The sequence below is a fragment of the Bradyrhizobium sp. 4 genome, from assembly GCF_023100905.1.
Classification (GTDB): Bacteria; Pseudomonadota; Alphaproteobacteria; order Rhizobiales; family Xanthobacteraceae; genus Bradyrhizobium.
In genome coordinates, this window is record NZ_CP064686.1 from 4,334,064 (window position 1) to 4,359,266 (window position 25,203).

Here is a 25,203-nt window from a genome sequence, read left to right on the forward strand (position 1 = left end):
GCTCACTCCGCTGCGGTCAGCATCTGCCCGGAGGCAAGCCGCGAACACTCCGCCATCACGGCGGACGCACGCGCGATTGGGTTGGTCAAATAGAAGTCCTCGACGAGCGGCTTGAACGGAGCCTTCTCCGTCGGGCCGCCCTTCCCCGCGAGTTTCTTGATCTGGTCGGCCGCGCCGGCCTCGATCTGGTCGAGACGGATCAGATGCGGCACAGCCTTGAAGATCGCCTGGCGCAGGGCCGAGAGCGAGTCATAGCCGAGCTTCTTGCCGAGCGCCTCCGACAGCGCGCGGACAATCGCCCAGTCCTCGCGGGCCTCACCCGGCGGGAATGCGGCCCGTCCGGTCATTTGCACGCGGCCTTCGGTGTTGACGTAGATCGCGGACTTCTCGGTATAGGCGGCTGCCGGCAGGATCACGTCGGCGCGATGGGCGCCGCGGTCGCCGTGGGTGCCGATATAGACGACGAAGGTGCCGTCCGACGGCTTGATCTCGTCGGCGCCGAGCAGGAACAGCAGATCGAGCGTCCCGAACGTCGTCATCTGCGCTGCGTTCAGTCCGCCCTGACCGGCGACAAAGCCGATATCGAGCGCGCCGACGCGCGAGGCGCTCTCGTGCAGGACGCCGAAGCCGTTCCAGCCGTCCTTGAGCGCGCCGACGTCGAGCGCCAGCTTGGCCGCGGCTGCGAGAATGGCGGCGCCGTCGTGACGCGAGGCCGCGCCCGCGCCGACCAGGATGATGGGGTTCTTGGCGTTCTTCAGCACGTCCATGAAGGAGTGCTTGCCGGCCGCGAGCTCACCGAGCGTGTCGGTGCCCGCGCCGAGGTGATCATAGTCGTACGTGAGGTCGGGCTTGGCGCCGATCACGCCGACCTTGAAGCCGCCGGCGCGCCAGCGCTTGCGGATGCGGGCGTTGAACACCGCCGCTTCCTTGCGCGGATTGGCGCCGATGATGAGCAGCGCATCGGCCTGCTCGACGCCGGCGAGCGTCGGATTGAAGATGTAGGAGCCGCGGCCAAGCGCGGGATCGAAGGCGTCGCCGCCCTGCACCGCCAGATTGGCCGAGCCGTATTTGGCCAGCAGATCCTTCAACGCGAACATCTCTTCGACGCCGGCGAGGTCGCCCGCGATCGCGCCGATCCGCTTGCCGTCGGTGCGCGCCGCCTTGGAGGCGATCGCGGCAAAGGCCTCGGGCCAGCTCGCCGCGCGCAGCTTGCCGGCTTCGCGGATATAGGGCCGGTCGAGGCGCTGGGTGCGCAGGCCGTCGACGACGTGACGGGTCTTGTCGGAGATCCACTCCTCGTTCACGGCCTCGTTGATGCGCGGCAGGATACGCATCACTTCGCGGCCGCGGGTGTCGACGCGGATCGCAGATCCCACGCCGTCCATCACGTCGATCGACTGGGTCTTGCCGAGCTCCCACGGGCGCGCGGCGAAGGCATAAGGCTTCGAGGTCAGCGCGCCGACCGGGCAGATATCGACGAGATTGCCCTGAAGCTCAGACGTCAGCGCGTGCTCGAGATAGGTCGTGATCTCCATGTCCTCGCCGCGGCCGGTCGCGCCCATTTCGGGGGCGCCGGCGACTTCCGCCGAGAAGCGGACGCAACGGGTGCACTGGATGCAGCGGTTCATCGAGGTCTTGACCAGCGCGCCGAGATATTTGTCCTCGACCGCGCGCTTGTTCTCGGCGAAGCGGCTGGTGTCGACACCGTAGCCCATCGCCTGGTCCTGAAGGTCGCACTCGCCGCCCTGATCGCAGATCGGGCAATCCAGCGGATGGTTGATGAGAAGGAATTCCATCACGCCTTCGCGCGCCTTCTTCACCATCGGCGAACGGGTGGAGATTTCCGGCGGCTCGCCCTTGGGGCCCGGACGGCAATCTCGCACGCCCCAGGCGCAGCTCGCGACCGGCTTCGGGCCGCCCTTCACCTCGACGAGGCACATCCGGCAATTGCCGGCGATCGACAGCCGCTCGTGATAGCAGAAGCGCGGAATCTCGGCGCCGGCCGCCTCGCACGCCTGAAGCAGCGTGTATTCGGCGGGGACATCGATCTCTTTACCGTCGATGATGAGCTTGGTCATTGTCTCTACTCCGCCGCGACCATGTTCACGGGATCGCGGACGCCGGCATCGTCGATGTCGGCCTTGTGCGAATATTGGTCGATGCGCGCTTCGATCTCATGACGGAAATGCGCAATCAGGCCCTGGATCGGCCACGCCGCCGCGTCGCCGAGCGCGCAGATGGTGTGGCCTTCGACCTGCTTGGTGACTTCCAGCAGCATGTCGATTTCGCGCTTGTGGGCGCGACCGTCGGCCATGCGGGTCAAGACGCGCCACATCCAGCCGGTGCCCTCGCGGCACGGCGTGCACTGGCCGCAGCTCTCGTGCTTGTAGAAATAGGAGATGCGGGCGATGGCGCGGATCAAATCGGTCGACTTGTCCATCACGATCACGGCCGCGGTGCCGAGGCCCGAGCGCAGCTTGCTCAACGAGTCGAAATCCATCGGCGTGTCGATGATCTGCTCGGCCGGCACCATGCGCACGGAGGAGCCGCCCGGGATCACGGCCTTGAGGTTGTCCCAGCCGCCGCGGATGCCGCCGCAATGCTTCTCGATCAGCTCACGGAACGGAATGCCCATGGCTTCTTCGACATTGCAGGGCCGCTCGACATGGCCGGAGATGCAGAACAGCTTGGTGCCGACATTGTTCGGACGGCCAATGCCGGCGAACCATGCCGCGCCACGGCGCAGAATGTCCGGCGCAACCGCGATCGACTCGACATTGTTGACGGTGGTCGGGCAGCCATACAGGCCGACATTGGCCGGGAACGGCGGCTTCAGCCGCGGCTGGCCCTTCTTGCCTTCGAGGCTCTCGAGCAGCGCGGTTTCCTCGCCACAGATATAGGCGCCGGCGCCGTGGGCGACGTAGATGTCGAACGGCCAGCCGTTGACATTGTCCTTGCCGACCAGCTTGGCCTCATAGGCCTGGTCGATCGCCGCCTGGAGATGCTCGCGCTCGCGGATGAACTCACCGCGGACATAGATGTAGCAGGCATGCGCGTTCATCGCGCAGCTCGCGATCAGGCAGCCCTCGATCAGGAGATGCGGATCGTGCCGCATGATCTCGCGATCCTTGCAGGTCCCGGGCTCGGATTCGTCGGCGTTGACGACGAGATAGCTCGGCCGGCCGTCGGTCGATTCCTTCGGCATGAACGACCATTTCAGGCCGGTCGGGAAGCCGGCGCCACCGCGGCCGCGCAGCCCCGACGCCTTCATCTCGTTGATGATCCAGTCGCGGCCCTTGTCGATGATGTTCTTCGTACCATCCCAGGCGCCGCGGCGCCGCGCGCCCTCGAGCCCCCAATCGTGGAGGCCGTAGAGGTTCTTAAAGATGCGGTCCTTGTCCTCGAGCATGTCAGTGCTTTCCGATCAACGGTTGGCTTGCTTGTAGGCAAGCCCGGCGGCGCAGACGGCGAAGGTCAGCGCCCAGAGCAGACTGGATTCCAGCGACGCGTTCAGGGCGAAGCGCTGAAGCAGGAAAATGAACGTGGCCGCCACGGCGGAATGCATTGCGACGAAGCCCCACTTCTTCACAACACTGCTCCCTTCAACTGGCGGCGAGAGATCACGCATCAGGTGATCTCCTTCAGCGTGGTCGGCCCACCGGTCGGCGCCGAGAACTGGCGGCCGTTCTGCGGACCGGGCTTGGGCGGATTGCCCGAGGCAAAGCCATCGAGCACCTTGCCGAAGCTTTCCTTGGTCAGATCCTCATAGGTGTCCTTGCCGATCAACACCATCGGTGCGTTCACGCAGGCACCGAGGCACTCCACCTCTTCCCAGCTGAAATTGCCGTCCTTGGAGAGATGGAAGGGCTCGTGATGGATGCGGTGCTCGCAGACGTGGATCAGATCCTCGGCGCCGCGCAGGCGGCACGGCGTGGTGCCGCAGACCTGGACGTGGGCTTTCTTGCCGACCGGGGCCAGCTGGAACATCGTGTAGAAGGTCGCGACCTCGAGCACGCGGATATAGGGCATGTCGAGCATGTCGGCGACAGCGCGGATCGCGGCCTCCGAGACCCAGCCGTCGTGCTGTTCCTGTACGCGCCAGAGAATGGCGATGACGGCCGAAGCCTGGCGCCCGGCCGGATATTTCGCGATCTGCTGCTTGGCGAACGCGAGGTTCTCCTCCGTGAACGCAAAGCTCGCGGGCTGGACTTCCTTCGGTGCTAATCGGCGAACGGACATCTCTTCAATCTCTCACTGCATGCGGCGCGCGGTTTTCGCATTCAGGGCATTGATCCTGTCCTGCCAGAATGCGCTTGCGGTGCCGAAAACATTGTAGCCGACGTGGGTCGAGACCTTGATGCGGTCGAGGATCGACAGCTCGGTCACCGTTTCCATACGCCTTGTGCTGGGATCGTAGACGATCAGCTTCAGCGGGGTGTGTTCGAGGATGTAGCGCGAGACCGCGTGCGAACGGTCGCTGCCGTGCTCCTCGCACATGATGACGCTGTCGGCCTGGAGCAGCCGGGCGCCGCCCTTGATCGCCTCGATCTCGACGCCCTCGACGTCGAGCTTGATCAGGTACTTGCCGGTCGCGGCGATCTTGCCGTCGTCGATCAGATTATCGAGCGCGATGACCGGCACGTCCTCGCCGCCCGCCGACGCATCGCCGGCGATGCTGAAGGCCTCGTGCTTGGTGCCTGACAGACGCGCGGTGCCACGGGCCGCGCCGATCGCGCATTTCATGGTCTCGAAGCGGCTGCCATTGATGCGGGCGTTGTTGGCGAGCTTCGGATGGTTCTGCCCGGACGGCTCGATCGCGATCGCCTTGTGCGAGCCGAACGGCTTGCTCGACACCAGCACCGACCAATAGCCGTAATTCGCGCCGCAATCGAGCAGGGTGTAGTCGACGTCGATGGAGTCGGCGAACAACAGCTCCAACTCGTCCTCGTAATTGTAGGAGCGGTTGAGCAGCTTGCTCCAATAGCCGTCGCCGTAGGGAAATTCGAACACGGCGTCGGGGTTGAGCTTGATCGCGATGTTGCGCTCGGGCAGCGTCTTCCGCAGCAGATTGGCGCAGGCGATGTAGCCCATATGCGAGAAGTGCGAGGAGATCTTCGATCCCGTCACCAGCGCCAAGGCAGCCGTCCGCTCCCACAGGTTGGCCCCTTCAAGGGCCCCCGAGGCGCGGTCAAACTGGATCGGCGCCTGCACCATCACCGATCGACCTCTCCGAACACGATGTCGAGCGAGCCGAGGATCGCCGACACGTCGGCGAGCAGATGACCGCGGCAGATGTGGTCCATGGCCTGGAGATGCGCAAAGCCGGGCGCGCGGATCTTGCACTTGTAGGGCTTGTTGGTGCCGTCCGAGATCAGAAAGACGCCGAACTCGCCCTTCGGCGCCTCGACCGCGGCGTAGACCTCGCCGGCCGGCACGTGGACCCCTTCGGTATAGAGCTTGAAGTGATGGATCAGCGCTTCCATCGAGCGCTTCATCTCGCCACGGCGCGGCGGCGCGACCTTGTTGTCTTCGACGACGACGGGACCCTTCCCGTCGGCTGCGTTCAGCTTCTGGATGCACTGCTTCATGATGCGCACGGACTGGCGCATTTCTTCCATGCGGATCAGATAGCGGTCGTAGCAGTCGCCGTTCTTGCCGATCGGGATGTCGAAATCCAGCTCGGCGTAGCATTCATAGGGCTGCGACTTGCGCAGATCCCACGCCGCGCCCGAACCGCGCACCATCACGCCGGAGAAGCCCCACTCCCAGGCTTCCTTCAGCGAAACCACGCCGATGTCGACGTTGCGCTGCTTGAAGATGCGGTTCGCGGTGAGCAGCCGGTCGAGATCTTCGACCACTTTCAGGAACGGATCGCACCAGGCGTCGATGTCGTCGACCAGCTTCTGCGGCAGGTCCTGATGCACGCCGCCGACGCGGAAGTAGGCTGCGTGCATGCGGCTGCCGGAGGCGCGCTCGTAGAACACCATCAGCTTTTCGCGCTCTTCGAAACCCCACAGCGGCGGGGTCAGCGCGCCGACGTCCATCGCCTGCGTGGTGACGTTGAGCAAATGCGACAGGATGCGGCCGATCTCGCAATAGAGCACGCGGATCAGCTGCGCGCGGCGTGGCACCTCGATGCCGAGCAGCTTTTCTGCAGCCATGCAGAAGGCGTGCTCCTGGTTCATCGGCGCGACGTAGTCGAGACGGTCGAAATAAGGGATCGCCTGCAGATAGGTCTTCTGCTCGATCAGCTTTTCGGTGCCGCGGTGAAGCAGGCCGATATGCGGGTCGACGCGAGCGACGACCTCACCATCCAATTCAAGCACAAGACGAAGAACACCGTGCGCAGCCGGATGCTGCGGTCCGAAGTTGATCGTAAAGTTGCGAAGCTGTTCGGGTTGCTCGTTCATGTTCAGACCTTCGGCCCCGCTTTTTCATCACCCGGAAGGACCGGATAGTCGGCGCCCTCCCACGGGGACAAAAAGTCGAACTTGCGGAATTCCTGGTTGAGCCTGACCGGCTCGTACACCACCCGCTTCTCCTGGTCGTCGTAGCGGACCTCGAGGAAGCCGGTGGTCGGGAAATCCTTGCGCAGCGGATGACCCTCGAAGCCGTAATCGGTCAGGAGGCGGCGCATGTCGGGATGACCGACGAAGATCACGCCATAGAGGTCGTAGGCCTCGCGCTCGAACCAGTCGGCGCCGGGAAACACCTCGATCAGCGACGGCACCTGCGTGGTCTCGTCGGCCTGGGCCTTGAGCCGGATCCGGGCGTTCAGGGTCGGTGACAGGAAGTGATAGATCACGTCGAAGCGCTTCTCGCGCGAGGGATAGTCCGCCGCCGTGATGTCGGTGAAGTTGATGAAGCGGCAGTTCGGGTCGTCGCGGAGGTACTTGACCACCTCGACGATCTTGCTGACCTCGACATCCACCGTGAGCTGGTTGAAGGCCACCGAATGACCGATGGCGGCGCCCGGAAGCGCGCTAACGATCGTCTGCCCCAGGGCGTCGAGCTTGGCGTCGTCCATGACGTGAAACCTTAGCGTTCGATGGTGCCGGTGCGGCGGATCTTCTTCTGCAGCAGCAGCACGCCGTAGAGCAGCGCTTCCGCCGTGGGCGGGCAGCCCGGCACGTAGATGTCGATCGGCACGATGCGGTCGCAACCGCGCACGACCGAGTAGGAATAGTGATAATAGCCGCCGCCGTTGGCGCAGGAGCCCATCGAGATGACGTAACGCGGCTCGGGCATCTGGTCGTAGACCTTGCGCAGCGCGGGCGCCATCTTGTTGGTCAGGGTCCCGGCGACGATCATCACGTCCGACTGACGCGGCGAAGCACGCGGCGCGAAGCCGAAGCGCTCGACGTCGTAGCGCGGCATCGACACCTGCATCATCTCGACCGCGCAGCAGGCGAGACCGAAGGTCATCCACATCAGCGAGCCGGTGCGCGCCCAGGTGATGAGGTCGTCGGTCGCGGCCACGAAGAAGCCCTTGTCGGACAGTTCCGAATTGACCTCGAGGAAGAACGGATCATTGGCCCCGACCGGCTTGCCAGTCGACGGGTCCAGGATGCCCTTGGGGGCCGGCGCGAGAACCGGACCGGCGGACGACACAGGGTTCAATCCCATTCCAGTGCGCCTTTCTTCCATTCATAGGCGAACCCGACCGTCAGCACGCCAAGGAACACCACCATGGACCAGAAGCCGGTCGCGCCAAGCTTGCCGAACGCCACCGCCCAGGGAAACAGGAACGCCACCTCGAGGTCGAAGATGATGAAGAGGATGGCGACCAGATAGAAGCGGACGTCGAACTTCATGCGGGCGTCGTCGAAGGCGTTGAAACCGCACTCATACGCCGACAGCTTTTCCGGGTCCGGCTGCTGGAACGCCACGATGAACGGCGCGATCAGCAGCACCAGACCAATGAGGCCCGCTACCCCTATGAAGACGACGAGTGGAAGATAGTTCTGCAGAATGCCGCTCATTGACGAGCCCTTTTTCCCGCAGCCTCGGGACAGCCACGGATTCGTCCAGTTTGGAATTGTTCTGAGCCTTAGCGCAGTGCACCAATGGGCGCAAGACACGCTCTTTTTAGGCCCTTTGTCGCCCTCAGAACGGTGGAAATCCCGGAATCACCCCGCGGCTGGTATGGAGCAGATCGACAGCCCCAGCAAGGGCGCCCCGATCAGTCACACCCGCTGGGCCGTGACGTCCGTTGTTGAGAAGGCTCACTTTATCTAGGCCGCGACGCAGCAATGTCCAGATTACAACGAGGACAGGCGCGCCCACCATCGGGCGGGCGATCTGGGAGCCATGCATCACGATCGGACCCGGGCTCGTCTGGCGAATGCGTCGGGCGGGCGGCGCCCGCTTCCGCCGCCGCGGAAAATCAATGGCGAGCGCGGCGGCGACGTGGCTGGATCGTCGCGCGCCGCGCTCGCATGAGCTTCGGGCCGGGGGGCATGGCCCGCGAGCTCATCGATCTCGTGGTTGGAAGCCAGTGACGAGCCGGTCAGGCTCTCACGATGGCCTTCCCTCGCCTGTTCTCGTCATTTGCCTCACCATTTGTAGGAGACGCTGGCGGTGACGCGCCGGCGGTCGCCGTAGAAGCAGGAGGACGCCGCTGCGCAGCTCGCGACGTAGACCTTGTCGGTCAGATTGACCACGTTCAGCGCGGTGCGCCAGTTCTGCCACTCGTAGTGGAGCGCGAGATCGCCGAGCACGACCGCGGGAACCTCGAGGGTATTGGCGGTATCCGCCCACGACGAACCGACATAGCGGACGCCGCCGCCGAAGCCGAACCCCGCGAGCGGCCCGTCCTTGAAGGTGTAGTCCGCCCAGCCCGACACCAGGAGCTCAGGCGTGTTGGTCGGGGTCTTGCCGACCAACGACGGGTCCAGATCCCTGCTGTTGAACAAATGGTAGGCCGTGAACGAGCCGATCAGCTTCAGCTCACGCGTGGCGTTCGCCACCGCTTCGAGCTCGATGCCGCGCGATGTCACCTCGCCGGTCTGGTTCTGCAAGGTCGTGACGACAGGATCAGTGGTTGCCACGTTCTGGCGCTTCAGGTCGAACACCGAAGCGGTGAAGTAGCCGTCAAATCCCCGCGGCGCGACCTTCACGCCGATTTCCGCCTGCTGGCCGGTCTCCGGCAGGAACAGCTGGTTTTGCGCGTTGAGGCCGATGATCGGATTGTAGCTCGTGGCGTAAGACACATAGGGCGCGATGCCGTTGTCGAAATTGTAGATCAGCCCGGCGCGCCCGCTGAACCTGCTGTCGTCGCGGCTGGCGAGCGTGGCGCCGGTATCACGGCCAGCCTGCGTCGTCTCGACCCAATCGTTGCGGCCGCTCAGCACCAGCGTGAAGTTGCCGAGCTTCATCTGGTCCTGAAGATAGGTGCCGGCCTGCTTCTGCGTGATCTGGAAGTTGCGGAACGGTGCGCCCGTCAATGGAATGTCAAATCCATAGGCGGGATTGAAGACATTGATCGAAGGAACGGTGCCGAAGTTGAAAGCCTGATAATCGTCGATCTGGTAGCCCTTCAAATCGACCCCGAACAGCATCGTATGCCGCACCGCGCCGGTGTTGAAGCGGTACTCCAGCTGGTTGTCGAGATTGGCCTGATTGGCGGTGTTCTTTGCATACCAATTATAGCGACCGAGACTGCCCGTGTTGATGTCAGCCCAATTATTGCCGACGTAGCCGCGATAGGTCACATCGACGTGGGCAAACCGCGCATTCTGCCGGAACGTCAGATCGTCGGTGAGATTGCGCTCGAACTGGTAGCCCAGCATCTCCTGCTCGCGCGTGAACTTGTCGACGCTGGGATCGCCGGCGAAAAAGCTGGTGGGGATCTTGCCGAACCGAGCGTTGGTCACCGTGCCCTCATAGGGCAGGAAGTTGATGCCGCGGGTTTCCTGCCGGGAAGCTGAAGCCAGCACCGTGAACGTCGTGTCGGCGTCCGGCTTCCAGGTCACCGACGGCGCGATGAAGTAGTTGTTGTCCGGGGTGAAATTGACCTGCGTAGGGCCGTTCTGGACCTGACCGACGACGCGGTAGAACAGCTTGCCGTTCTCAGGGGTCGTCGCGACCGGACCGCCGACATCGAAGCCGACATAAGCGTTGCCGAAATTGTTGACGCCGGTCTCGATGAAACGGACGGGCTCCGCCGGCGGCATCTTGCTGATGACGTTGACGATGCCGCTCGGGCTCGATCCGCCATAGAGCACGGCCGACGGACCGCGCAGCACCTCGACGCGCTCCATGTTGGGCGTCTGAAGCTTCCAGCTCGCATAGGACGTGTAGAACAGCTGCATGCCGTCGAGAAACAGTCCGACGTCGTCGGACTTGAAGCCGCGGATCAGCCACCAGTCGTTGCGCGTGTCCGCGCCGAAGGTCCCGGCGCGGACGCCGGCGGTATAGCGCAGGACTTCGTCGAGCTTGTTTGCCTTCTGGTCGCGGATCTGCTCCGCGCCAATCACCGACACCGCCTGCGGCGTCTCCATGATCGGCGTGTTGGTCTTGGTGCCGGACGAGCTGCGGCCGGCGACGTAGCCGTGCACCGGGCCGAGCGGGGTCTCCACGGAACCGACATTGCGCTGCGGCTGCGGCTTGCTTCGGTTGGCGGTCTGCTGGGATGATCGCGGCGCGCGGCGCTGGACGGAGGGCGCCGCCCGGCGGCGCGCTTCCGGCGCGGTGACGGTGACCGACGGAATGTTCTGCGCGCCACTCTGCGCAGGAGATTGTGCAAGCGATGATTGCGGCACCAAAACCCAAGCGGATGCGATCGCCAATACGGCCGACCGCAGCATTCCAAGACTGTTCAACGCGCAACCCCAAAACTGCGTGTTTTGATTTGCCCATGCCGTCAGTCCCATGACGGCATGCGCTTGCGGTGACGCTTAGGGGAGCGCGCGCGAATTCCCTAATTGAAAGCCTCTTAGAAAGAGTCTTGGAAGTGTTCTTGGAAAGATTCTTGGAAGCGATCCAACATGTCCCGGATTGCCGAAACGTCAGCGCGAAGTCTTCTCGCTCTCGAGCATCTCGGCAGCGATCGTCGTCAATTGATCGACCTGCTGCAGCAGCGCCTCGAACTCGGCTTCGCTCAGATGTTTGCGCAGGCGCCGATTGCGCTCCTGCGCACCGGCGACGATCGCATCATGCGCCGCAAGGCCGGTTGCGGTCAGCGAGACCAGAACCTCGCGGCTGTCTTTCGGGTTCGCTGATTTCGCGATCAGCTTGCGCGAGACGAGTTCCGCAAGCGCGCGGCTGATCTGCCCCTTGTCCTGGCCGACAGCTTCCGCAAGCCGCGCCACGCTCATCGGCGGCCGCCGTCCGAGCGAGGCGACCAGGCCAAACTCGACCGAGGACAATCCGGCGAGACGCTTGTAGCGCAGGATGGCGCCGCGCTTGAGCAAATTGGCCAGCACCATCAGCCGCGACGACAGCATCACAGTGATCGGCGCCGGCGACTGACTTTCGTCCGCATCGGACGATGCGCGCCCGGCCCTGCTTGATGTCTGGCTCATGATCCACCTCTGCCAAGAAAGCCGCGGCGTGCCAAGTCTTGGTAGCGCAACCTCCCCAGCCTGATCCGAATGCGACTAAGAGGCATCTGGAAATTCGTTGACATTGTCATCGATCAGCCCTTCACTGGTGTTCAGGGCGTCACAAGCCGAGCCAGCAAGGCCGACAGCGGGAGGATCAGCATGACCATCACCCAGCGAGATCGCGATCTCGGCACGGCCTATGCGATGAAGCCGGCGCACACGCGCACCGAGCTCACCTCGGTCGTGCGCGGCACTCCGATGGGCGAACTGCTGCGACGCTACTGGCATCCGGTCGGGCTCATCAGCGATGCCACCGACACCCCGAAAAAGGTTCGCGCGCTCGGCGAGGATCTGGTGCTGTTCCGCGACAAGCACGGCCGCGCCGGACTGCTCCACGCCCGCTGCTGCCACCGCGGCACCACGCTCTATTACGGCAAGGTCGAGGAGGACGGTATCCGCTGCTGCTATCACGGCTGGAAGTTCGACACCGAAGGTCACTGCCTGGAGCAGCCCTGCGAGCCCGACGGCGGCCAGTTCAAGGACAAGGTGCGCCAGCCCTGGTATCCGGTCGAGGAGCGCTACGGGCTGATCTTCGCCTATATGGGCTCGGCCGAGAAACGCCCCGTGCTGCCGGCCTATGATTGCCTGGAGACCATGGACGACGGCGAGTTCGTGGAGGCGGACGATTCTTCGATCGGCGGCGGTGGTCCGGCGATCATCCCCTGCAACTGGCTCCAGCATTTCGAGAACGTGGTCGATCCCTACCACGTGCCGGTGCTGCACGGCTCCTTCTCGGGTCCGCAATTCACCAACATGATGGCGTCGATGCCGGAGGTGACGTTCGACAAGACGCCGCGCGGGATCGCCGTGCGCTCGATCCGCAAGCAGGATGACGGCAAGGTGTTTTTCCGCGTCACCGAGGCGGCACTCCCCACCTTGCGCGTCGTGCCAAACCCGCGCGTGGCGCAGTTCGCCCGCGTCGAGTCGATCGGCTGGACGCTGCCGATCGACGACACCGCGTTCCGCATCTACGTCGCCGGCCGCGTCAAGAACCCCGGCGACATCGGCCGCATGCGCTCGAAATTCAACGGCAAATTCTGGTGGGACATGACCGAGGAAGAGCACCAGCAATTTCCGGGCGACTATGAAGCCCAGGTCGGCCAGGGACCGCAGACCATCCATTCCGAGGAGCATTTCGGCCAGAGCGACCGCGGCATCCTCATGATCCGACGCATGCTGAGCGAGCAGCTCGAGGCGATGGAAGCAGGCCGCGATCCGATCGGAATCTCCTTCGATGTGAGCGCGCCTCCGGTCGAATTCGAAGCGGGGAATTACATCCGCGACGCGTGAAGCAACCAGCTCCAATCAAAGCTGGACCGACAACGACAACAAAGACTAATTGGGGGAAGCGATGGTCGATGTGACGTCACAAATGTCGGTGCAAACGGCCGCCACGGCAAAACCCCCGGCGCGGCGCTATTACGTGCTGGGCCTGCTCACGATCATCTACGCGCTGAACTTCCTCGACCGCACGATCTTCAACGTGCTGATCGAGCCTATCAAGAAGGAGTTCCAGCTCAGCGACACCATGATGGGCCTGCTCGCGGGCTTCGGCTTCGCCCTGTTCTATTCCCTGCTCGGCATTCCCATCGCGCGCGTCGCCGACCGGCTCAACCGGCGCAACATCGTCGCCGTCGCCTTTGCGTTCTGGAGCGCGATGACGGCGTTGTGCGGCGCTGCTTCGAGCGTCACGTCGCTGGCGCTGGCGAGGATCGGCGTCGGCATCGGCGAATCCGCAGGCTCGCCCGCCTCGCAATCCATCGTCGCCGACCTCTTCGCCAAGAACGAGCGTCCGCGCGCGCTCGGCATCTACGCCGTCGGTACCTATCTCGGCGTCTTCCTCGGCTATTTCGTCGGCGGCTACGTCAACCAGCACTACGGCTGGCGGATGGCGTTCTACGTCGCGGGCCTGCCCGGCATCCTGCTCGCTATTATCCTGTGGCTGACGATTTCCGAGCCGAAGCGCGGCGCCATGCAGGAGAATTTCGTGCCTGAGCCGCTCGGGCCGACGCTGCGTTTCCTGGCCTCGCAGCAGAGCTTCATCATCGTGTTGATCGGCTTCTGCCTCACCACTTACACGAACTACGCGACCGCGGCCTGGATCCCGCCGTTCCTGGCGCGCGTGCACCATCTGTCGAGCGCCGAGATCGGCACCTATGCCGGCACCTTCAAGGGGCTCGCCGGCATGGCCGGCACCCTGCTCGGCGGCTTCGTGGTGGCGCAGATCAGCCGCCGCGACGACCGTTGGAAGCTGTGGGCGCCCGCCATCACCTCGGGCCTTGCCGGCCCGGTGTTCGCGCTGTGCATGCTGACGCAGGACTTTGCGATGATGGTGGCCATGCTGGCGCTGACCTCGTTCCTGGTCGGCTTCCATCTCGGGCCGATCTTCGCGATTGCGCAGACGGTGGCGAAGCCGAGCATGCGGGCGCTGGCCTCCGCCCTGATCGCGCTCACCGCCACCTGCTTCGGCCAGGGCGTCGGCCCGCTCGCCGTGGGCATGGTCAACGACGCCCTGAAGGGCGCTTACGGCGCCGACGCGGTGCGCTATTCCCTGCTCTCGGCGGCGGTCACGACCACGCTGGGGGCGCTCCTGTTCGTCTGGGCGGCGCGCTCGATCCGGGACGATATCGGCCGGGCCGCAGCCTGACGCCGGCCCCGGACGCCTCTCCCTGGCGAAACCCGCTCGCGGGGAGATGAAACCATTTTGCGGAACCCGCGAAACCATCCGGAAACAGACGGTCCTTACAAGAAGAGCCATAGACGGCGGCAAAGCCCGTCGGGAGGCTCAGATGAACCACTCCATTCACTCTGCTGATCGTGCGACCCACCTCAAGATCGTGGTAGTGGCGCTGGTAGCCGGAATCACGGTGGCCGCCTTCGGGATCGCAGCTCGCACCAATGCCGATTACAGCCAGACCGCCCAGTCCGCCCACGTGATCAAGGCCGGCAAGCCGGTCGTCGTCACCAGCGCCGGGACGTCAGAGATCCGCTGAGGACGAAAAAGGTCCGGTTTGATACCAAATGGCCGCCTTCGGGCGGCCTTTCTGATTCAGGCGACGAGCGAGTGAGCCAACATGAAGCGGGTCAATAGCTGCCGCAGCAGTGCTTGGATTTCTCGCCTGAACCGCAGGGACAGGGATCGTTGCGGCCGACACCGCTCTGCCCATAACGCAGCCGGTTGAGGGCCTTCCTGTTCTGCTCCAGGATCATCTTGCGGCGCGTCTCCTGCACGCCGATCACGGCAGCATTGTCGCCGGCGTCCCAGAACGCCTGCGGCTTCAGATGGGCGAGCTTGCCGCTGACAAAGACCGGGTAGAACCAGCCGAGCGTTCCGTCGCGCAGGCGCTGCAGCGTCGTCAAATCGTAGAGGAAGAAACCTGCGGCCAGCAGCATCGCGTTGATGTCCTGGAAGTCGTCAACGTCGGTCTCGCAGACGACCACGCTGCAATTCTCGAGCACGTCGCGCGCGCCCGTCAGCGCGGCCTGTTCGGCGCCCTGCACGTCGAGCTTGAGCAGGAACGGCGGCTTGAGCGACAGCTCTTCGACCAGCGCATCAAGCGTCGTCGCCGGTACTTTCACCTTGCTGGTGGTGAGGTCGTTGACCCGCGACCAGTAGACGTCGCCCGCGGGACGCAGCGATGACCAGTAAGGATGCACGGATTCCGTGATCCCGATCTCGCCCTCGTGGTCGGTGATGGCGCAAATGCGATAATGCCCGCCAAGCACCTCCTTGATCGCCTTGAGGGAGTCCTCATAGATCCTGTTAGCGTCGACGTTGAGTGGCACCGCGCCGCTGAGGCACGACTGATGGTTGAGCACGAAGTGCCCGTCGGCGCAGCCCAGATCGATCACGGTCCCGTAGCGCACGCCCTTCGCGAACAAATTCTGCAACGTCGCGCTGAAATCGGCTGTCTGCATCAACTCGATCCGAACAATCCCGGATTGAGCGGTACCCTGTGATCAACGGCGCGATCAACTCGAGCGTCTGGCGACCGTCGCGCGGGCGAGGGAATTTTGCGCGGGTCGAAGACAACAAAGCATGCGGAAGTCGGGGCGCGAGCGACCCGCGATCGAAGCGAGATCAGGATTTGAAGGTAAGGGTATGAAAGGATTGCCAAAAATGGCGCGAGAGACGGGGCTCGAACCCGCGACCTCCGGCGTGACAGGCCGGCGCTCTAACCAACTGAGCTACTCCCGCGTGACACGCAAATGTCTGCGGAACGAGGGGGGACTTAAAGGCCGGACCTGTTGAAGTCAAGGATGTTGCGTCCACAGCCTGAACGGGGCGGATTTCCGTCGAGGGCGCGCACGGACGTGACCCGCGCTCATGCCGCGGCGTAGTCAGTCCGGTCCCGAATCGTCTACGCCTCCGGAACTTGGCGGTTCAGGGATCGTCACCCGACCACCGGCAAGCATCGAGGAGGCCAGATATGGCGAAGAAGGCTGCCGCTCCCGCCACCATCACGCTCAAGCACCTCGCTGCCGACATTGCGGAGAGCCAGGACCTGTCGAAGAAGCGCGCTGAGGCCGTTCTGACCGACATGGTCGACCTGATCACCAAGCACCTGAAGAAGGGCGACCGCGTCCGGATCGTCGGGCTTGGAATCCTCCAGGTTCGCAAGCGCGCCGCCCGCACCGGCCGCAATCCCGCCACCGGCGAGCCCATCCACATCAAGGCCAGCAAGAAGGTCGCCTTCCGCCCGGTCAAGGAACTGAAAGAGGCGATCTGACCCCTCACGTTTCGTTAAGCCTGATCAGCGTCCTCCGGCCTCACCGCGCCCTGCTTTTCTGGTATACCGCCCCTCTCCCCTGACCCGGCGGTTTGACCAGAAATGTCCTCCCTCACCTTTTCGCATACCGTGACCGAGCGCTTCCTGCGCTACGTCACCATCGACACCCAGTCCGATCCGGAATCCCCGAGCTCGCCCTCGACCGAGAAGCAGAAAGATCTCGGCCGTGTGCTCGCCGCCGAGCTCAGGCAGATGGGCGTCGAGGACGCGCATCTCGACGATTACGGCTACGTCTACGGAACGATCCCGGCGAACACGACGAAGAAGGTGCCGGTGATCTGCTTCTGCTCGCACATGGACACTTCGCCCGACGTTACCGGCAAGAACGTCAAGCCGCAGGTCGTGAAGAACTATCGCGGCGGCGACATCACGCTGCCGGGCGACACCAGCCAGGTGATCCGCTTCGCCGAGCATCCGGCGCTGAAGAACCAGATCGGCAACGACATCATCACCACCGACGGCACCACCCTGCTCGGCGCCGACAACAAGGCGGGCGTGGCCGAGATCATGGATGCCGCGCATTTCTTCATCAACAACCCGGACGTGAAGCACGGCACCATCAAGATCCTGTTCACGCCCGACGAGGAGATCGGCCGCGGCGTCGACAATGTCGACATCAAGAAGCTCGGCGCCGAGTTCGGCTACACCATGGACGGCGAGAGCGCGGGCAGCGTGGAGGACGAGACCTTCTCGGCGGACGGCGCCACCATCACCATCAACGGCGTCAGCGCCCATCCCGGCTATGCCAAGGGCAAGATGGAGCATGCGATCAAGATCGCCGCCGCCATCGTCGAGCGCCTGCCCCGCGAAGGCTGCTCGCCCGAGACGACATCAGGCAAGCAGGGCTTTCTGCATCCGATCGGCATCGAGGGCGCGCTGGAGCAGGCGACGCTCTCCTTCATCGTGCGCGACTTCACCGAGGAAGGGCTGAAGGAGAAGGAGATCCTGCTCGATAACATCGTCAAGGACGTGATGAAGGATTTTCCGCGCTCGACCTACACATTCGAGGTGCGAGAGCAGTACCGCAACATGAAGCAGGTGATCGATCGTCACCCGCATATTCTCGAATACGCCATCGAAGCGATCCGCCGCGCCGGCCTGCGCCCGATGCGCACCGCGATCCGCGGCGGCACCGATGGCTCGCGCCTCTCCTTCATGGGCCTGCCCTGCCCCAACATCTTCGCCGGCGAGCACGCATTTCACTCCCGGCTCGAATGGGTCAGCCGGCAGGACATGGAGAAGGCGGTGCAGACGATCGTGCACCTCGCCATGATCTGGGAGGAGAAGGCCTAGCGCCTCTCGTCAAAAGACCATGGCCGGGATCGCTCCCGGCCATCGTCCTGCACGTCAGGGCACCGGCATCGCGCGCGGAGAGCGATGGAAGCGGTTCGAGCTTGCCATCCAGTTCGGCAACGGCTCTCCATCGCGGTGCCGCCCGCCGGCCACCGCCGCAGCCCAGGCCACGGCAGCGCCGATCAGGGTTGCTGCGGCAACGGAGAAGGCGACGATGATGGAATTACGCCGCGCCCGATTGATCGCCGTCCTTGAATCCGCGATCAGCGCGTCGACCCGTCGTTCCGAGTCGGGAGCGGCGAGTCCCGTCAGCGCGGCCACCTGCTGCACCAGATAGGTCCGATCATCGGTGCTGATGCCGCTGTGGCTCGATGACGTCATCAAGATGCGTCCTGCTTCGGCGCGGGCTTCCCTGAGGTCGGTGTTAGGGGGCCGCCGCGGCGCGCGAAACAGCTTGTCCAGCTCGTAGCTCAACAGAGGCTCGGCGGCGGAGGTATTGCTCGCCGAACTGCGCATCGGCGAACGATCAATCGCAGCTGCGCCGAGTATCGCGAGCAGAGCGGCACCAAGCAGCACGGCAAGCGCCCAGGACATCAGGCCATGCAGCCCGTCCCGCCGTTCGCCGTCGTCTTCGATCGTTGTGATCGTCGGGGCTGGTCGCGTTGTCCGGCCGGCGACATAGCCGCCGAAGCCGAAGCTGATAATCGCCTGGATGATCAGATACAGCCCCGACAGCAAAGCCAGCGCCGCCGATGCATCGCGCCATGTCGGCGAGGCTGAACTGACGCCCAGTCCGACGGCGACACCAAAGCCGACCAGGATGAACGACATTGCGCCAGCGGCCAACGCGCCTGCGATCACCGAGCTCCACTGAATGGTGCTCCGGTCATCGGCAGCGACGCCGCCGCCTTCCATGATGTCTTCCCGTATGAGAGTTTCCATCGTCATCGCCGCTCTCTCAGCGCAGGCCGAAGAACGACAGGATCGCCATGACGACGACGATCAAGCCGATGAGATAAATCAATCCGTCCATAGTCCGTCCTCCTCGATTTCTCCTCGTCGCTAATCACAACGAAGAAAGAACGTTCCAAACTGGACCGAGCGCGCGGGAACGAACCGGCGCGATGCGGATTAGGTGTCCAAGTCCCAAGGATGAAGTTTGTGAGCACGAAAGCCCCAGCCGGTCAGTCCCGGCTGGGCTTTCTTTTTGGGCGGCGGTTCCTGTCCTATGTTAACGACGCCGGCTCTCCGATCATCAAGGATGCGATAGGGGCGGAACCTCCGGATCGGGAGAGCGGCGTGGATCGCAGAACCGCGTGCCTTCATCAGGCAGATGCATTCCGGGAAAAGGCGATCGCCGATCCCGAGCACCACGACCAGTGGATTGATGAAGCCATCAAATGGCTGGAACGGGCCATGGAAGCCGGCTGTCGCGCCGTCGTGACGGTCGAAGCGGGCGATGTGCCGAACGCAGCAAGCGGAACGTCAGCCGATGCCCAGCTGAGCTTGATCACGCGCCAATGAGAAGCGCTGTCGTCTTCGCAATCGCTGCGGCAATTGTTCCAGGGACGTAACAATGTTGCGGGTCGACACTGTTCCCGCCCCCATGCTAGGCCGGACACAGACCGCAACCAGAGTGAAATCGTGCTCGCGAACCGCCAGCCCTCAGGATCATGCCCGCCGCGCAACTGGCGCGGGCTGCTGTCTGTGCTGATCGCGGTTGTCTACCTGCTCGCGGGAGCGCTGCATGGCCTGCACGACATCGACGTCACCACGCCCGGTGGCGGCTCGGAGATCAGCGCCGTCCTTGACGGCCCGGGAGATCACAACGACCACAAGGCCATCGGCGGTCATCATTGCCATGGCTGCTTCTCGGTGACGGTGGCGCAGCCGGCGCCACCGGCCGCATCGATCGGGCTCGTGTCCGCATCGCGCCCGCAACGCGCACCCCGGCTCGCCGGCATTATTCCCGATACCGACTCCCCGCCTCCCAAACAGATGGCCTGAACGGATTGGTCGGGCGCTCCGCGCCCATGAGGTTCATCCTTCACAGGTCGGTTTCATGTTTTACAGGGGAATGGCCGCGCGCCTGGCGTGCGCGGCAGCGTGTCTGATTGTCGGATTGGCGCTTGCGCCATCTCACGCCCAGACTCTGACGATGCGGAGCGCGCTCTCGCGCGCGCTGGCCACGAGCCCGCGGCTGACCGCGGCGGAGCGCGATGTCGGCATCGCCACGGGCCAGCGCATCCAGGCAGGTGCGCTTCTCAATCCGGAGCTGACCTACGAACAGGACAATTCGTTCGGGTCCGGCATCTATCGCGGCACGCGATCGGCCGAGACCACGCTCCAGATCAGCCAGGCCTTCGAGCTGTTCGGCAAGCGCGACGCGCGGATCGCCGCGGGTGTCGCCGGCATCGAGGTCGCCGCGATTCAGCGCAAGGCCGTCAGGCTGGAGGTGCTGTCGGAGACCGCGATCGCCTTCCTCAGCGTGCTCGGCGCACAGCGGCGCATCCAGATCCTCGACGAGCAGATCACCGCCATTGACCGGCTGACGCCGCTTTTGCGCCGACGCGTCGAGGCCGGCGCCTCCTCGCCGGCCGAGACCGGCCGTGCGGAAGTGGCATCCGCCCTGGTGAAGGCCGACCGCGAGCGCTTCAAGGCGACGCTGGCCAGCGCCCGGCGCGAGCTTGCGGTCCTGATGGGCGACGCGGCACCGAAATTCGGCGAGGTCTCCGGACGGCTCGACACCATGGGACGGCCGCCGACATTCCAGTCGGTCGTCGCCGCGATCGATGCCAATCCGCAGCTGGTGCGCTGGACCGCGATCTATGCCCAGCGCAACGCCGAGCTGTTGCTGGCACGGCTGCGGCCCTATCCCGACGTGCGGATCGCCGCCGGCTGGCGCCATTTCAACGAGACCAATGACGACGCGGCGCGCCTCACCGTTTCGGTGCCGATCCCCGTGTTCGACCAGAACCAGGGCAATATCCTCTCGGCGCAGGAAAGCCTTGCCAAGACCAAGGCCGAGCGCGAGGCCAACCGCAACACGCTGATTGTGGTCGCCGGCCGCGCCTACGACTCGCTGCAGGGCTCGCTGCGCGAGCTCGCGGTGCTGCGCGAGAGCGCCATTCCCAAGGCTACCGAAGCGTCGGACGCCATCGCGCAAGGCTACGGCCAGGGCCGCTTCAGCCTGCTCGAAGTGCTCGATGCCCAGGCCAGCGTCACCCAGGCGCGGCTGCGCGAGCAGGAGGCGCTGCAGAATTTCCACGCGGGGGTGGCGACCATCGAAGGCCTCGTCGGCAATCCCTTCACGCTGGCGCGGGAGAGCGCACGATGAAGACGTCCTCCACCATCCTCGTCGCATTGTTTGCCGCTGCACTTGGCGCTTACGGCTATTCCCTGCTGGCCCCAACAAGGGTCGAGCATGCCGAACACGCCGCGGACAAGAGGCCGGAGAAGCCGAACGACCATGTCGAACAGGACGAGCACGGCGCCGACCGGATCCGCATCTCCGACGTCAAGCTTGCAGCCGCAGGCGTGACGCTGGCGGAAGCCGCGAGCGTCACGCTGACCGACACGCTCGCCTTCAACGGCATCCTGCGCGCCAACCAGGAAGCCGTGGTGCAGGTGACGCCGCGTTTTCCCGGCGTCGCTAAATCGATCCAGAAGCGCATCGGCGACAAGGTCGGCAAGGACGATCTGCTCGCCGCGATCGAGAGCAACCAGAGCCTCACCGTCTACGAGCTCAAGGCGCCGATTGCCGGCACCATCATCGAGCGGCAGATCTCGCTCGGCGAATACGCCTCCGAGCAGAAGCCGGCCTTCGTCGTCGCCGACCTCTCCACCATCTGGGTCGACCTGTCGATCTACCGCCAGGACCTGCGGCGCGTCCGCCTCAACGACGAGGTGCTGATCGATCCAGACGACGGCCGCGGCGAGATCAAGGGCACCATCTCCTACATGGCCCCGATCGGCTCGAGCGAGACCCAGACCGCACTGGCGCGCGTGGTGCTGCCAAATCCGGACGGACGCTTGCGTCCCGGCCTGTTCGTCACGGCACGGCTGATCCTCGCCGCTCGCAACGTCGCGGTCGCCGTGCGCCGAAGCGCGATCCAGACCCTGGAGAACCGGACCATCGTGTTCGTCCGCGAGGATGGCGACAAGATCGAGGCGCGTCCGGTGGAGCTAGGCGATTCCGATCCGCGCCATGTTGAGATCAGGGCCGGCCTTTCGGCCGGGGAGCATTACGTGGCGGAAAACAGCTTTGTCGTGAAGGCGGAGATGGGCAAGGGCGAGGCCGAACATGATTGAGCGTCTCATCGCGGTCTCGCTGCAGCAGCGTTGGCTTGTCCTGCTGTTCGCGCTCGCGGCCGGCGGCTTCGGCGCCTGGAACTTCACCCGCCTGCCGATCGACGCGGTCCCCGACGTCACCAACGTGCAGGTCCAGATCAACACCCGTGCCCCGGGCCTCTCGCCGCTCGAATCCGAGCAGCGCATCACCTTCCCGATCGAGACCGTGATGGGCGGGCTGCCCAAGCTCGAATACACCCGGTCGATCTCACGCTATGGCCTGAGTCAGGTCACCGTCGTATTCCAGGACGGCACCGACATCTACTTCGCGCGGCAGCTCGTCAACGAGCGTATCCAGCAGGCGAAGGACCAGCTTCCGGCCGGAACCGAGGTCGCGATGGGCCCGATCTCGACCGGCCTTGGCGAGATCTATGTCTACTCCGTCGAAGCCAAGGCCGGCGCGAGGTCACAGACCGGTGCCGAGTTCACGCCGACGGAGCTGCGCACCATCCAGGACTGGATCATCAAGCCGCAACTGCGCACCATTCCCGGCGTGATCGAGGTCAACTCGATCGGCGGTTATGAGCGGCAGTTCCACGTGCTGCCGATCCCCGGCCGGCTGATGGCCTACAAACTCGGCTTTCGCGACATCATGACGGCGCTGGCCGCCAACAACGCCAATGTCGGTGCCGGCTATATCGAGCGCAACGGCGAGCAATATCTCGTCCGCGCCCCGGGCCAGGTCGCCAATATCGCCGAGATCCGCGACATCGTGATCGGTTCGCGCGGCGGCGTCCCGGTGCGTATCCGCGACGTCGCCGACGTCCAGGAAGGCCAGGACCTGCGTTCGGGCGCAGCAACCGCAAACGGCAGCGAAACCGTGCTCGGCACCGCCATGCTGCTGATCGGCGAGAACAGCCGCACGGTGGCCCAGCGCGTGAAGGCCCGGCTCACGGAGATCGCGAAATCGCTCCCTGACGGCGTGATCGCGCGCGCCGTCTATGACCGCACGCATCTGGTGGAAGCCACCATCCAGACCGTCGAGAAGAATCTCGTCGAGGGCGCGGCGCTGGTGATCGCTGTGCTTTTCCTGATCCTCGGCAACATCCGCGCCGCGCTGATCACCGCCTGTGTCATTCCCCTTTCCATGCTGTTCACGATCACAGGCATGGTCGAGAGCAAGGTCAGCGCGAATCTGATGAGCCTCGGCGCGATCGACTTCGGCATCATCGTCGACGGCGCGGTCATCATCGTGGAGAACTGTCTGCGGTTGCTCGCTGCCGAGCAGCACAGGCGCGGCCGGCTGCTGTCGCTCGAGGAGAGGATGGAGACAATCCGCGCCGGCAGCAGCGAGGTCATCAAGCCGAGCCTGTTCGGCACGATGATCATCGCCGTGGTCTACCTGCCGGTCCTGACCCTGACGGGGACCGAGGGCAAGATGTTCACGCCGATGGCGCTGACCGTGCTGATGGCCCTCGCCGGCGCGGCGCTGTTGTCGATCACCTTCGTCCCGGCCGCGGTTGCGATCTTCGTCACCGGCAAGGTCTCGGAGAAGGAGAACATCTTCATGAGAGCGGCCAAGCGGTTCTATGTGCCGCTGCTCGACCGCGCCATCCGCTACCGTGGCATGGTCGCCTTTGGCGCCATGCTGATCGTTGCCGGCAGCGTCTTCGCCGCGACGCGCATGGGAGGCGAATTCATCCCGAGCCTCGACGAAGGCGACATTACCATCGAAACCATCCGGATTCCCGGCACCAGCCTGACCCAGAGCGTCGGCATGCAGCTGCGGCTGGAAATGGCGATCAAGCAGGTACCGGAGGTCGCGACCATCTTCTCCAAGATTGGTACCGCCGAGATCGCCAACGATCCGATGCCACCGAATATGACCGACACCTATGTCACGCTCAAGCCACGCGACGAATGGCCCGACCCGGACAAGCCCAAGGACGAGGTGATCGCCGAGCTCGAACGCACCGCCAACACCCTGCCCGGCACGGCCTATGGCATGACCCAGCCGATCCAGATGCGCTTCAACGAGCTCATTGCCGGCATCCGCAGCGACGTCGGCGTGAAGATCTTCGGCGACGATCTCGACGTGCTTGCCGGCATCGCCCAGCAGGTCAACGGCGTCGTCCACGCCATCGAGGGCGCGGCCGACGTCAAGACCGAGCAGATTGCGGGCCTGCCGATCCTCACCGTCAGGCTCGACCGCCAGGCGCTGTCACGCTACGGCCTCAGCCTCAGCGAGGTGCAGAACGTGGTCGAGATCGCGATCGGCGGCAAGCCGGTCGGAAAGCTGTTCGAGGGCGATCGCCGCTTCGACATCGTGGTGCGGCTGCCGGAAAGCCTGCGTGCCGACCCTGACACGATCAAGTCGCTGCCGATCCCGCTGCCGCCGGGCGAGGATGTACCGGCCGTCACCAAGACCGCATGGCCGGGCGGAAACGCGGCGTTGCGCTATGTCCCGCTGTCCTCCGTCGCGGCGATCGAGATCGCACCGGGACCCAACCAGATCAGCCGCGAGAACGGCAAGCGTCGCGTGGTGGTTATGGCCAACGTTCGCGGGCGCGATCTGCGCTCCTTTGTCGCCGAGGCCCAGAACGCCGTCGCGGAGAAGGTCAAGCTGCCACCGGGCTACTGGATCGGCTGGGGCGGACAGTTCGAGCAACTGGTCTCCGCCACCAAGCGGCTGACGCTCGTGGTGCCGGTGGCGCTGCTGCTGGTGTTCCTGCTGCTGTTCATGGGCATGGGATCGGCGGCGGATGCGGCCCTCGTGTTCTCCGGCGTGCCGCTGGCGCTGACCGGCGGCGTCATGGCGCTGCTGCTGCGCGGCATCCCGCTGTCCATCAGCGCCGGCGTCGGCTTCATCGCGCTGTCGGGCGTCGCCGTGCTCAACGGGCTCGTCATCATCGCCTTCATCGAGCGGCTGCGCAGCGAGGGCCAGCCCGTTGCCGACGCGGTGCGCGAGGGCGCGCTGACACGCCTGCGTCCGGTGCTGATGACGGCGCTGGTCGCGTCCCTCGGCTTCGTGCCGATGGCCCTTGCTACCGGGGCCGGCGCCGAGGTGCAGCGGCCGCTCGCGACTGTGGTGATCGGCGGCATCATCTCCTCAACCGTGCTGACGCTGCTGGTGCTGCCGGCGCTCTACGTGCTGTTCCGCCGTGACGGGGCTGCCGAAACGCCTACAATGGCGCCTGATTTGGCAGCGTCCAGGGAGCGCTAGA

Annotated in this window: 23 protein-coding genes and 1 tRNA gene; 10 read left to right on the forward strand and 14 right to left on the reverse strand. The window is 64.6% G+C overall.

All coding sequences use genetic code 11. The features are described from left to right. Positions 1-2 precede the first annotated feature (2 nt). The 11 genes from nuoG to IVB45_RS20360 form a co-directional block, all read right to left on the reverse strand. Entirely contained in the window at positions 3-2,078 is a 2,076-nt protein-coding gene (gene nuoG, locus IVB45_RS20310; protein ID WP_247289472.1) for an NADH-quinone oxidoreductase subunit NuoG, read from the reverse strand. Positions 2,079-2,083: 5 nt separating this feature from the next. Next, positions 2,084-3,409: an NADH-quinone oxidoreductase subunit NuoF gene (gene nuoF / locus IVB45_RS20315; RefSeq protein WP_027518249.1), complete on the reverse strand. Its 1,326-nt coding sequence runs from the start codon at positions 3,407-3,409 to the stop codon at positions 2,084-2,086. Positions 3,410-3,424: 15 nt separating this feature from the next. Then, positions 3,425-3,628, reverse strand: coding sequence for a hypothetical protein (locus IVB45_RS20320; protein WP_026232874.1), 204 nt, complete (start codon positions 3,626-3,628; stop codon positions 3,425-3,427). Next, positions 3,628-4,239, reverse strand: coding sequence for an NADH-quinone oxidoreductase subunit NuoE (nuoE, locus tag IVB45_RS20325; RefSeq protein ID WP_007610983.1), 612 nt, complete (start codon positions 4,237-4,239; stop codon positions 3,628-3,630). Before nuoE ends, IVB45_RS20320 begins: the two co-directional genes overlap by 1 nt. A 12-nt stretch (positions 4,240-4,251) precedes the next feature. Further along, entirely contained in the window at positions 4,252-5,214 is a 963-nt protein-coding gene (locus IVB45_RS20330; protein ID WP_247356399.1) for an FkbM family methyltransferase, read from the reverse strand. Further along, complete coding sequence (locus tag IVB45_RS20335) at positions 5,214-6,410, reverse strand: NADH-quinone oxidoreductase subunit D (RefSeq protein WP_247356280.1); 1,197 nt, start codon at positions 6,408-6,410, stop codon at positions 5,214-5,216. Before IVB45_RS20335 ends, IVB45_RS20330 begins: the two co-directional genes overlap by 1 nt. Before the next feature lie 2 nt (positions 6,411-6,412). Then, positions 6,413-7,027 (reverse strand): NADH-quinone oxidoreductase subunit C, encoded by a 615-nt coding sequence (locus tag IVB45_RS20340; protein WP_018455092.1) that lies wholly within the window; start codon positions 7,025-7,027, stop codon positions 6,413-6,415. An 11-nt stretch (positions 7,028-7,038) separates the two neighbouring features. Further along, entirely contained in the window at positions 7,039-7,626 is a 588-nt protein-coding gene (locus IVB45_RS20345) for an NADH-quinone oxidoreductase subunit B (protein ID WP_007603537.1), read from the reverse strand. Beyond that, positions 7,617-7,982 carry an NADH-quinone oxidoreductase subunit A gene (locus tag IVB45_RS20350; RefSeq protein WP_007603535.1) on the reverse strand — a complete coding sequence of 122 codons (366 nt, stop codon included), beginning with the start codon at positions 7,980-7,982 and terminating at the stop codon, positions 7,617-7,619. The genes IVB45_RS20345 and IVB45_RS20350 overlap by 10 nt, the downstream gene beginning before the upstream one ends. Positions 7,983-8,555: 573 nt before the next feature. Continuing rightward, positions 8,556-10,808: a TonB-dependent siderophore receptor gene (locus IVB45_RS20355; RefSeq protein WP_247356396.1), complete on the reverse strand. Its 2,253-nt coding sequence runs from the start codon at positions 10,806-10,808 to the stop codon at positions 8,556-8,558. A gap of 201 nt (positions 10,809-11,009) precedes the next feature. Then, positions 11,010-11,525: a MarR family transcriptional regulator gene (locus tag IVB45_RS20360; RefSeq protein ID WP_027567203.1), complete on the reverse strand. Its 516-nt coding sequence runs from the start codon at positions 11,523-11,525 to the stop codon at positions 11,010-11,012. A gap of 180 nt (positions 11,526-11,705) precedes the next feature. On the opposite strand from IVB45_RS20360, the gene IVB45_RS20365 reads away from it, so the two are divergent. The 3 genes from IVB45_RS20365 to IVB45_RS20375 all read left to right on the forward strand — a co-directional run bounded on the left by IVB45_RS20365 (position 11,706) and on the right by IVB45_RS20375 (position 14,599). Further along, positions 11,706-12,896, forward strand: coding sequence for an aromatic ring-hydroxylating dioxygenase subunit alpha (locus IVB45_RS20365; protein WP_247356279.1), 1,191 nt, complete (start codon positions 11,706-11,708; stop codon positions 12,894-12,896). A gap of 61 nt (positions 12,897-12,957) precedes the next feature. Beyond that, the gene (locus tag IVB45_RS20370) at positions 12,958-14,253 is read left to right on the forward strand and encodes an MFS transporter (RefSeq protein WP_346015282.1); all 1,296 of its coding nucleotides are present in this window, start codon (positions 12,958-12,960) and stop codon (positions 14,251-14,253) included. Positions 14,254-14,395: 142 nt separating this feature from the next. Beyond that, positions 14,396-14,599, forward strand: a complete 204-nt coding sequence (locus tag IVB45_RS20375; RefSeq protein WP_007603528.1) for a hypothetical protein — start codon at positions 14,396-14,398, stop codon at positions 14,597-14,599. A gap of 91 nt (positions 14,600-14,690) precedes the next feature. Here the strand turns inward: IVB45_RS20375 and IVB45_RS20380 are convergent, their stop codons facing one another. After that, positions 14,691-15,524, reverse strand: coding sequence for an FkbM family methyltransferase (locus tag IVB45_RS20380; RefSeq protein WP_247356276.1), 834 nt, complete (start codon positions 15,522-15,524; stop codon positions 14,691-14,693). A 203-nt stretch (positions 15,525-15,727) separates the two neighbouring features. Further along, a tRNA-Asp gene (locus IVB45_RS20385) sits at positions 15,728-15,804 on the reverse strand. A 178-nt stretch (positions 15,805-15,982) separates the two neighbouring features. On the opposite strand from IVB45_RS20385, the gene IVB45_RS20390 reads away from it, so the two are divergent. Continuing rightward, entirely contained in the window at positions 15,983-16,336 is a 354-nt protein-coding gene (locus IVB45_RS20390) for an HU family DNA-binding protein (protein ID WP_256468853.1), read from the forward strand. 102 nt (positions 16,337-16,438) lie between these two features. Then, positions 16,439-17,689 (forward strand): peptidase T, encoded by a 1,251-nt coding sequence (gene pepT / locus IVB45_RS20395; protein WP_247356274.1) that lies wholly within the window; start codon positions 16,439-16,441, stop codon positions 17,687-17,689. 54 nt (positions 17,690-17,743) lie between these two features. Here pepT and IVB45_RS20400 read toward each other — a convergent pair whose 3' ends face one another. Beyond that, positions 17,744-18,637, reverse strand: a complete 894-nt coding sequence (locus tag IVB45_RS20400) for a hypothetical protein (protein ID WP_247356273.1) — start codon at positions 18,635-18,637, stop codon at positions 17,744-17,746. Positions 18,638-18,850: 213 nt separating this feature from the next. Here IVB45_RS20400 and IVB45_RS20405 point away from each other — a divergent pair, with 213 nt between their 5' ends. The 5 genes from IVB45_RS20405 to IVB45_RS20425 all read left to right on the forward strand — a co-directional run bounded on the left by IVB45_RS20405 (position 18,851) and on the right by IVB45_RS20425 (position 25,202). After that, complete coding sequence (locus IVB45_RS20405; RefSeq protein ID WP_247356270.1) at positions 18,851-19,213, forward strand: hypothetical protein; 363 nt, start codon at positions 18,851-18,853, stop codon at positions 19,211-19,213. Between the two features lie 120 nt (positions 19,214-19,333). After that, complete coding sequence (locus IVB45_RS20410) at positions 19,334-19,696, forward strand: hypothetical protein (RefSeq protein ID WP_247356268.1); 363 nt, start codon at positions 19,334-19,336, stop codon at positions 19,694-19,696. A 55-nt stretch (positions 19,697-19,751) separates the two neighbouring features. Further along, positions 19,752-21,026, forward strand: coding sequence for a divalent metal ion exporter subunit IhpA (gene ihpA, locus IVB45_RS20415; protein WP_247356266.1), 1,275 nt, complete (start codon positions 19,752-19,754; stop codon positions 21,024-21,026). Next, a complete protein-coding gene (gene ihpB, locus IVB45_RS20420) occupies positions 21,023-22,000 on the forward strand; it encodes a divalent metal ion exporter adaptor subunit IhpB (RefSeq protein WP_247356265.1) in 978 nt (325 codons plus the stop codon). Before ihpA ends, ihpB begins: the two co-directional genes overlap by 4 nt. Next, complete coding sequence (locus IVB45_RS20425; RefSeq protein ID WP_247356264.1) at positions 21,993-25,202, forward strand: CusA/CzcA family heavy metal efflux RND transporter; 3,210 nt, start codon at positions 21,993-21,995, stop codon at positions 25,200-25,202. The genes ihpB and IVB45_RS20425 overlap by 8 nt, the downstream gene beginning before the upstream one ends. Position 25,203: the final 1 nt, after the last annotated feature.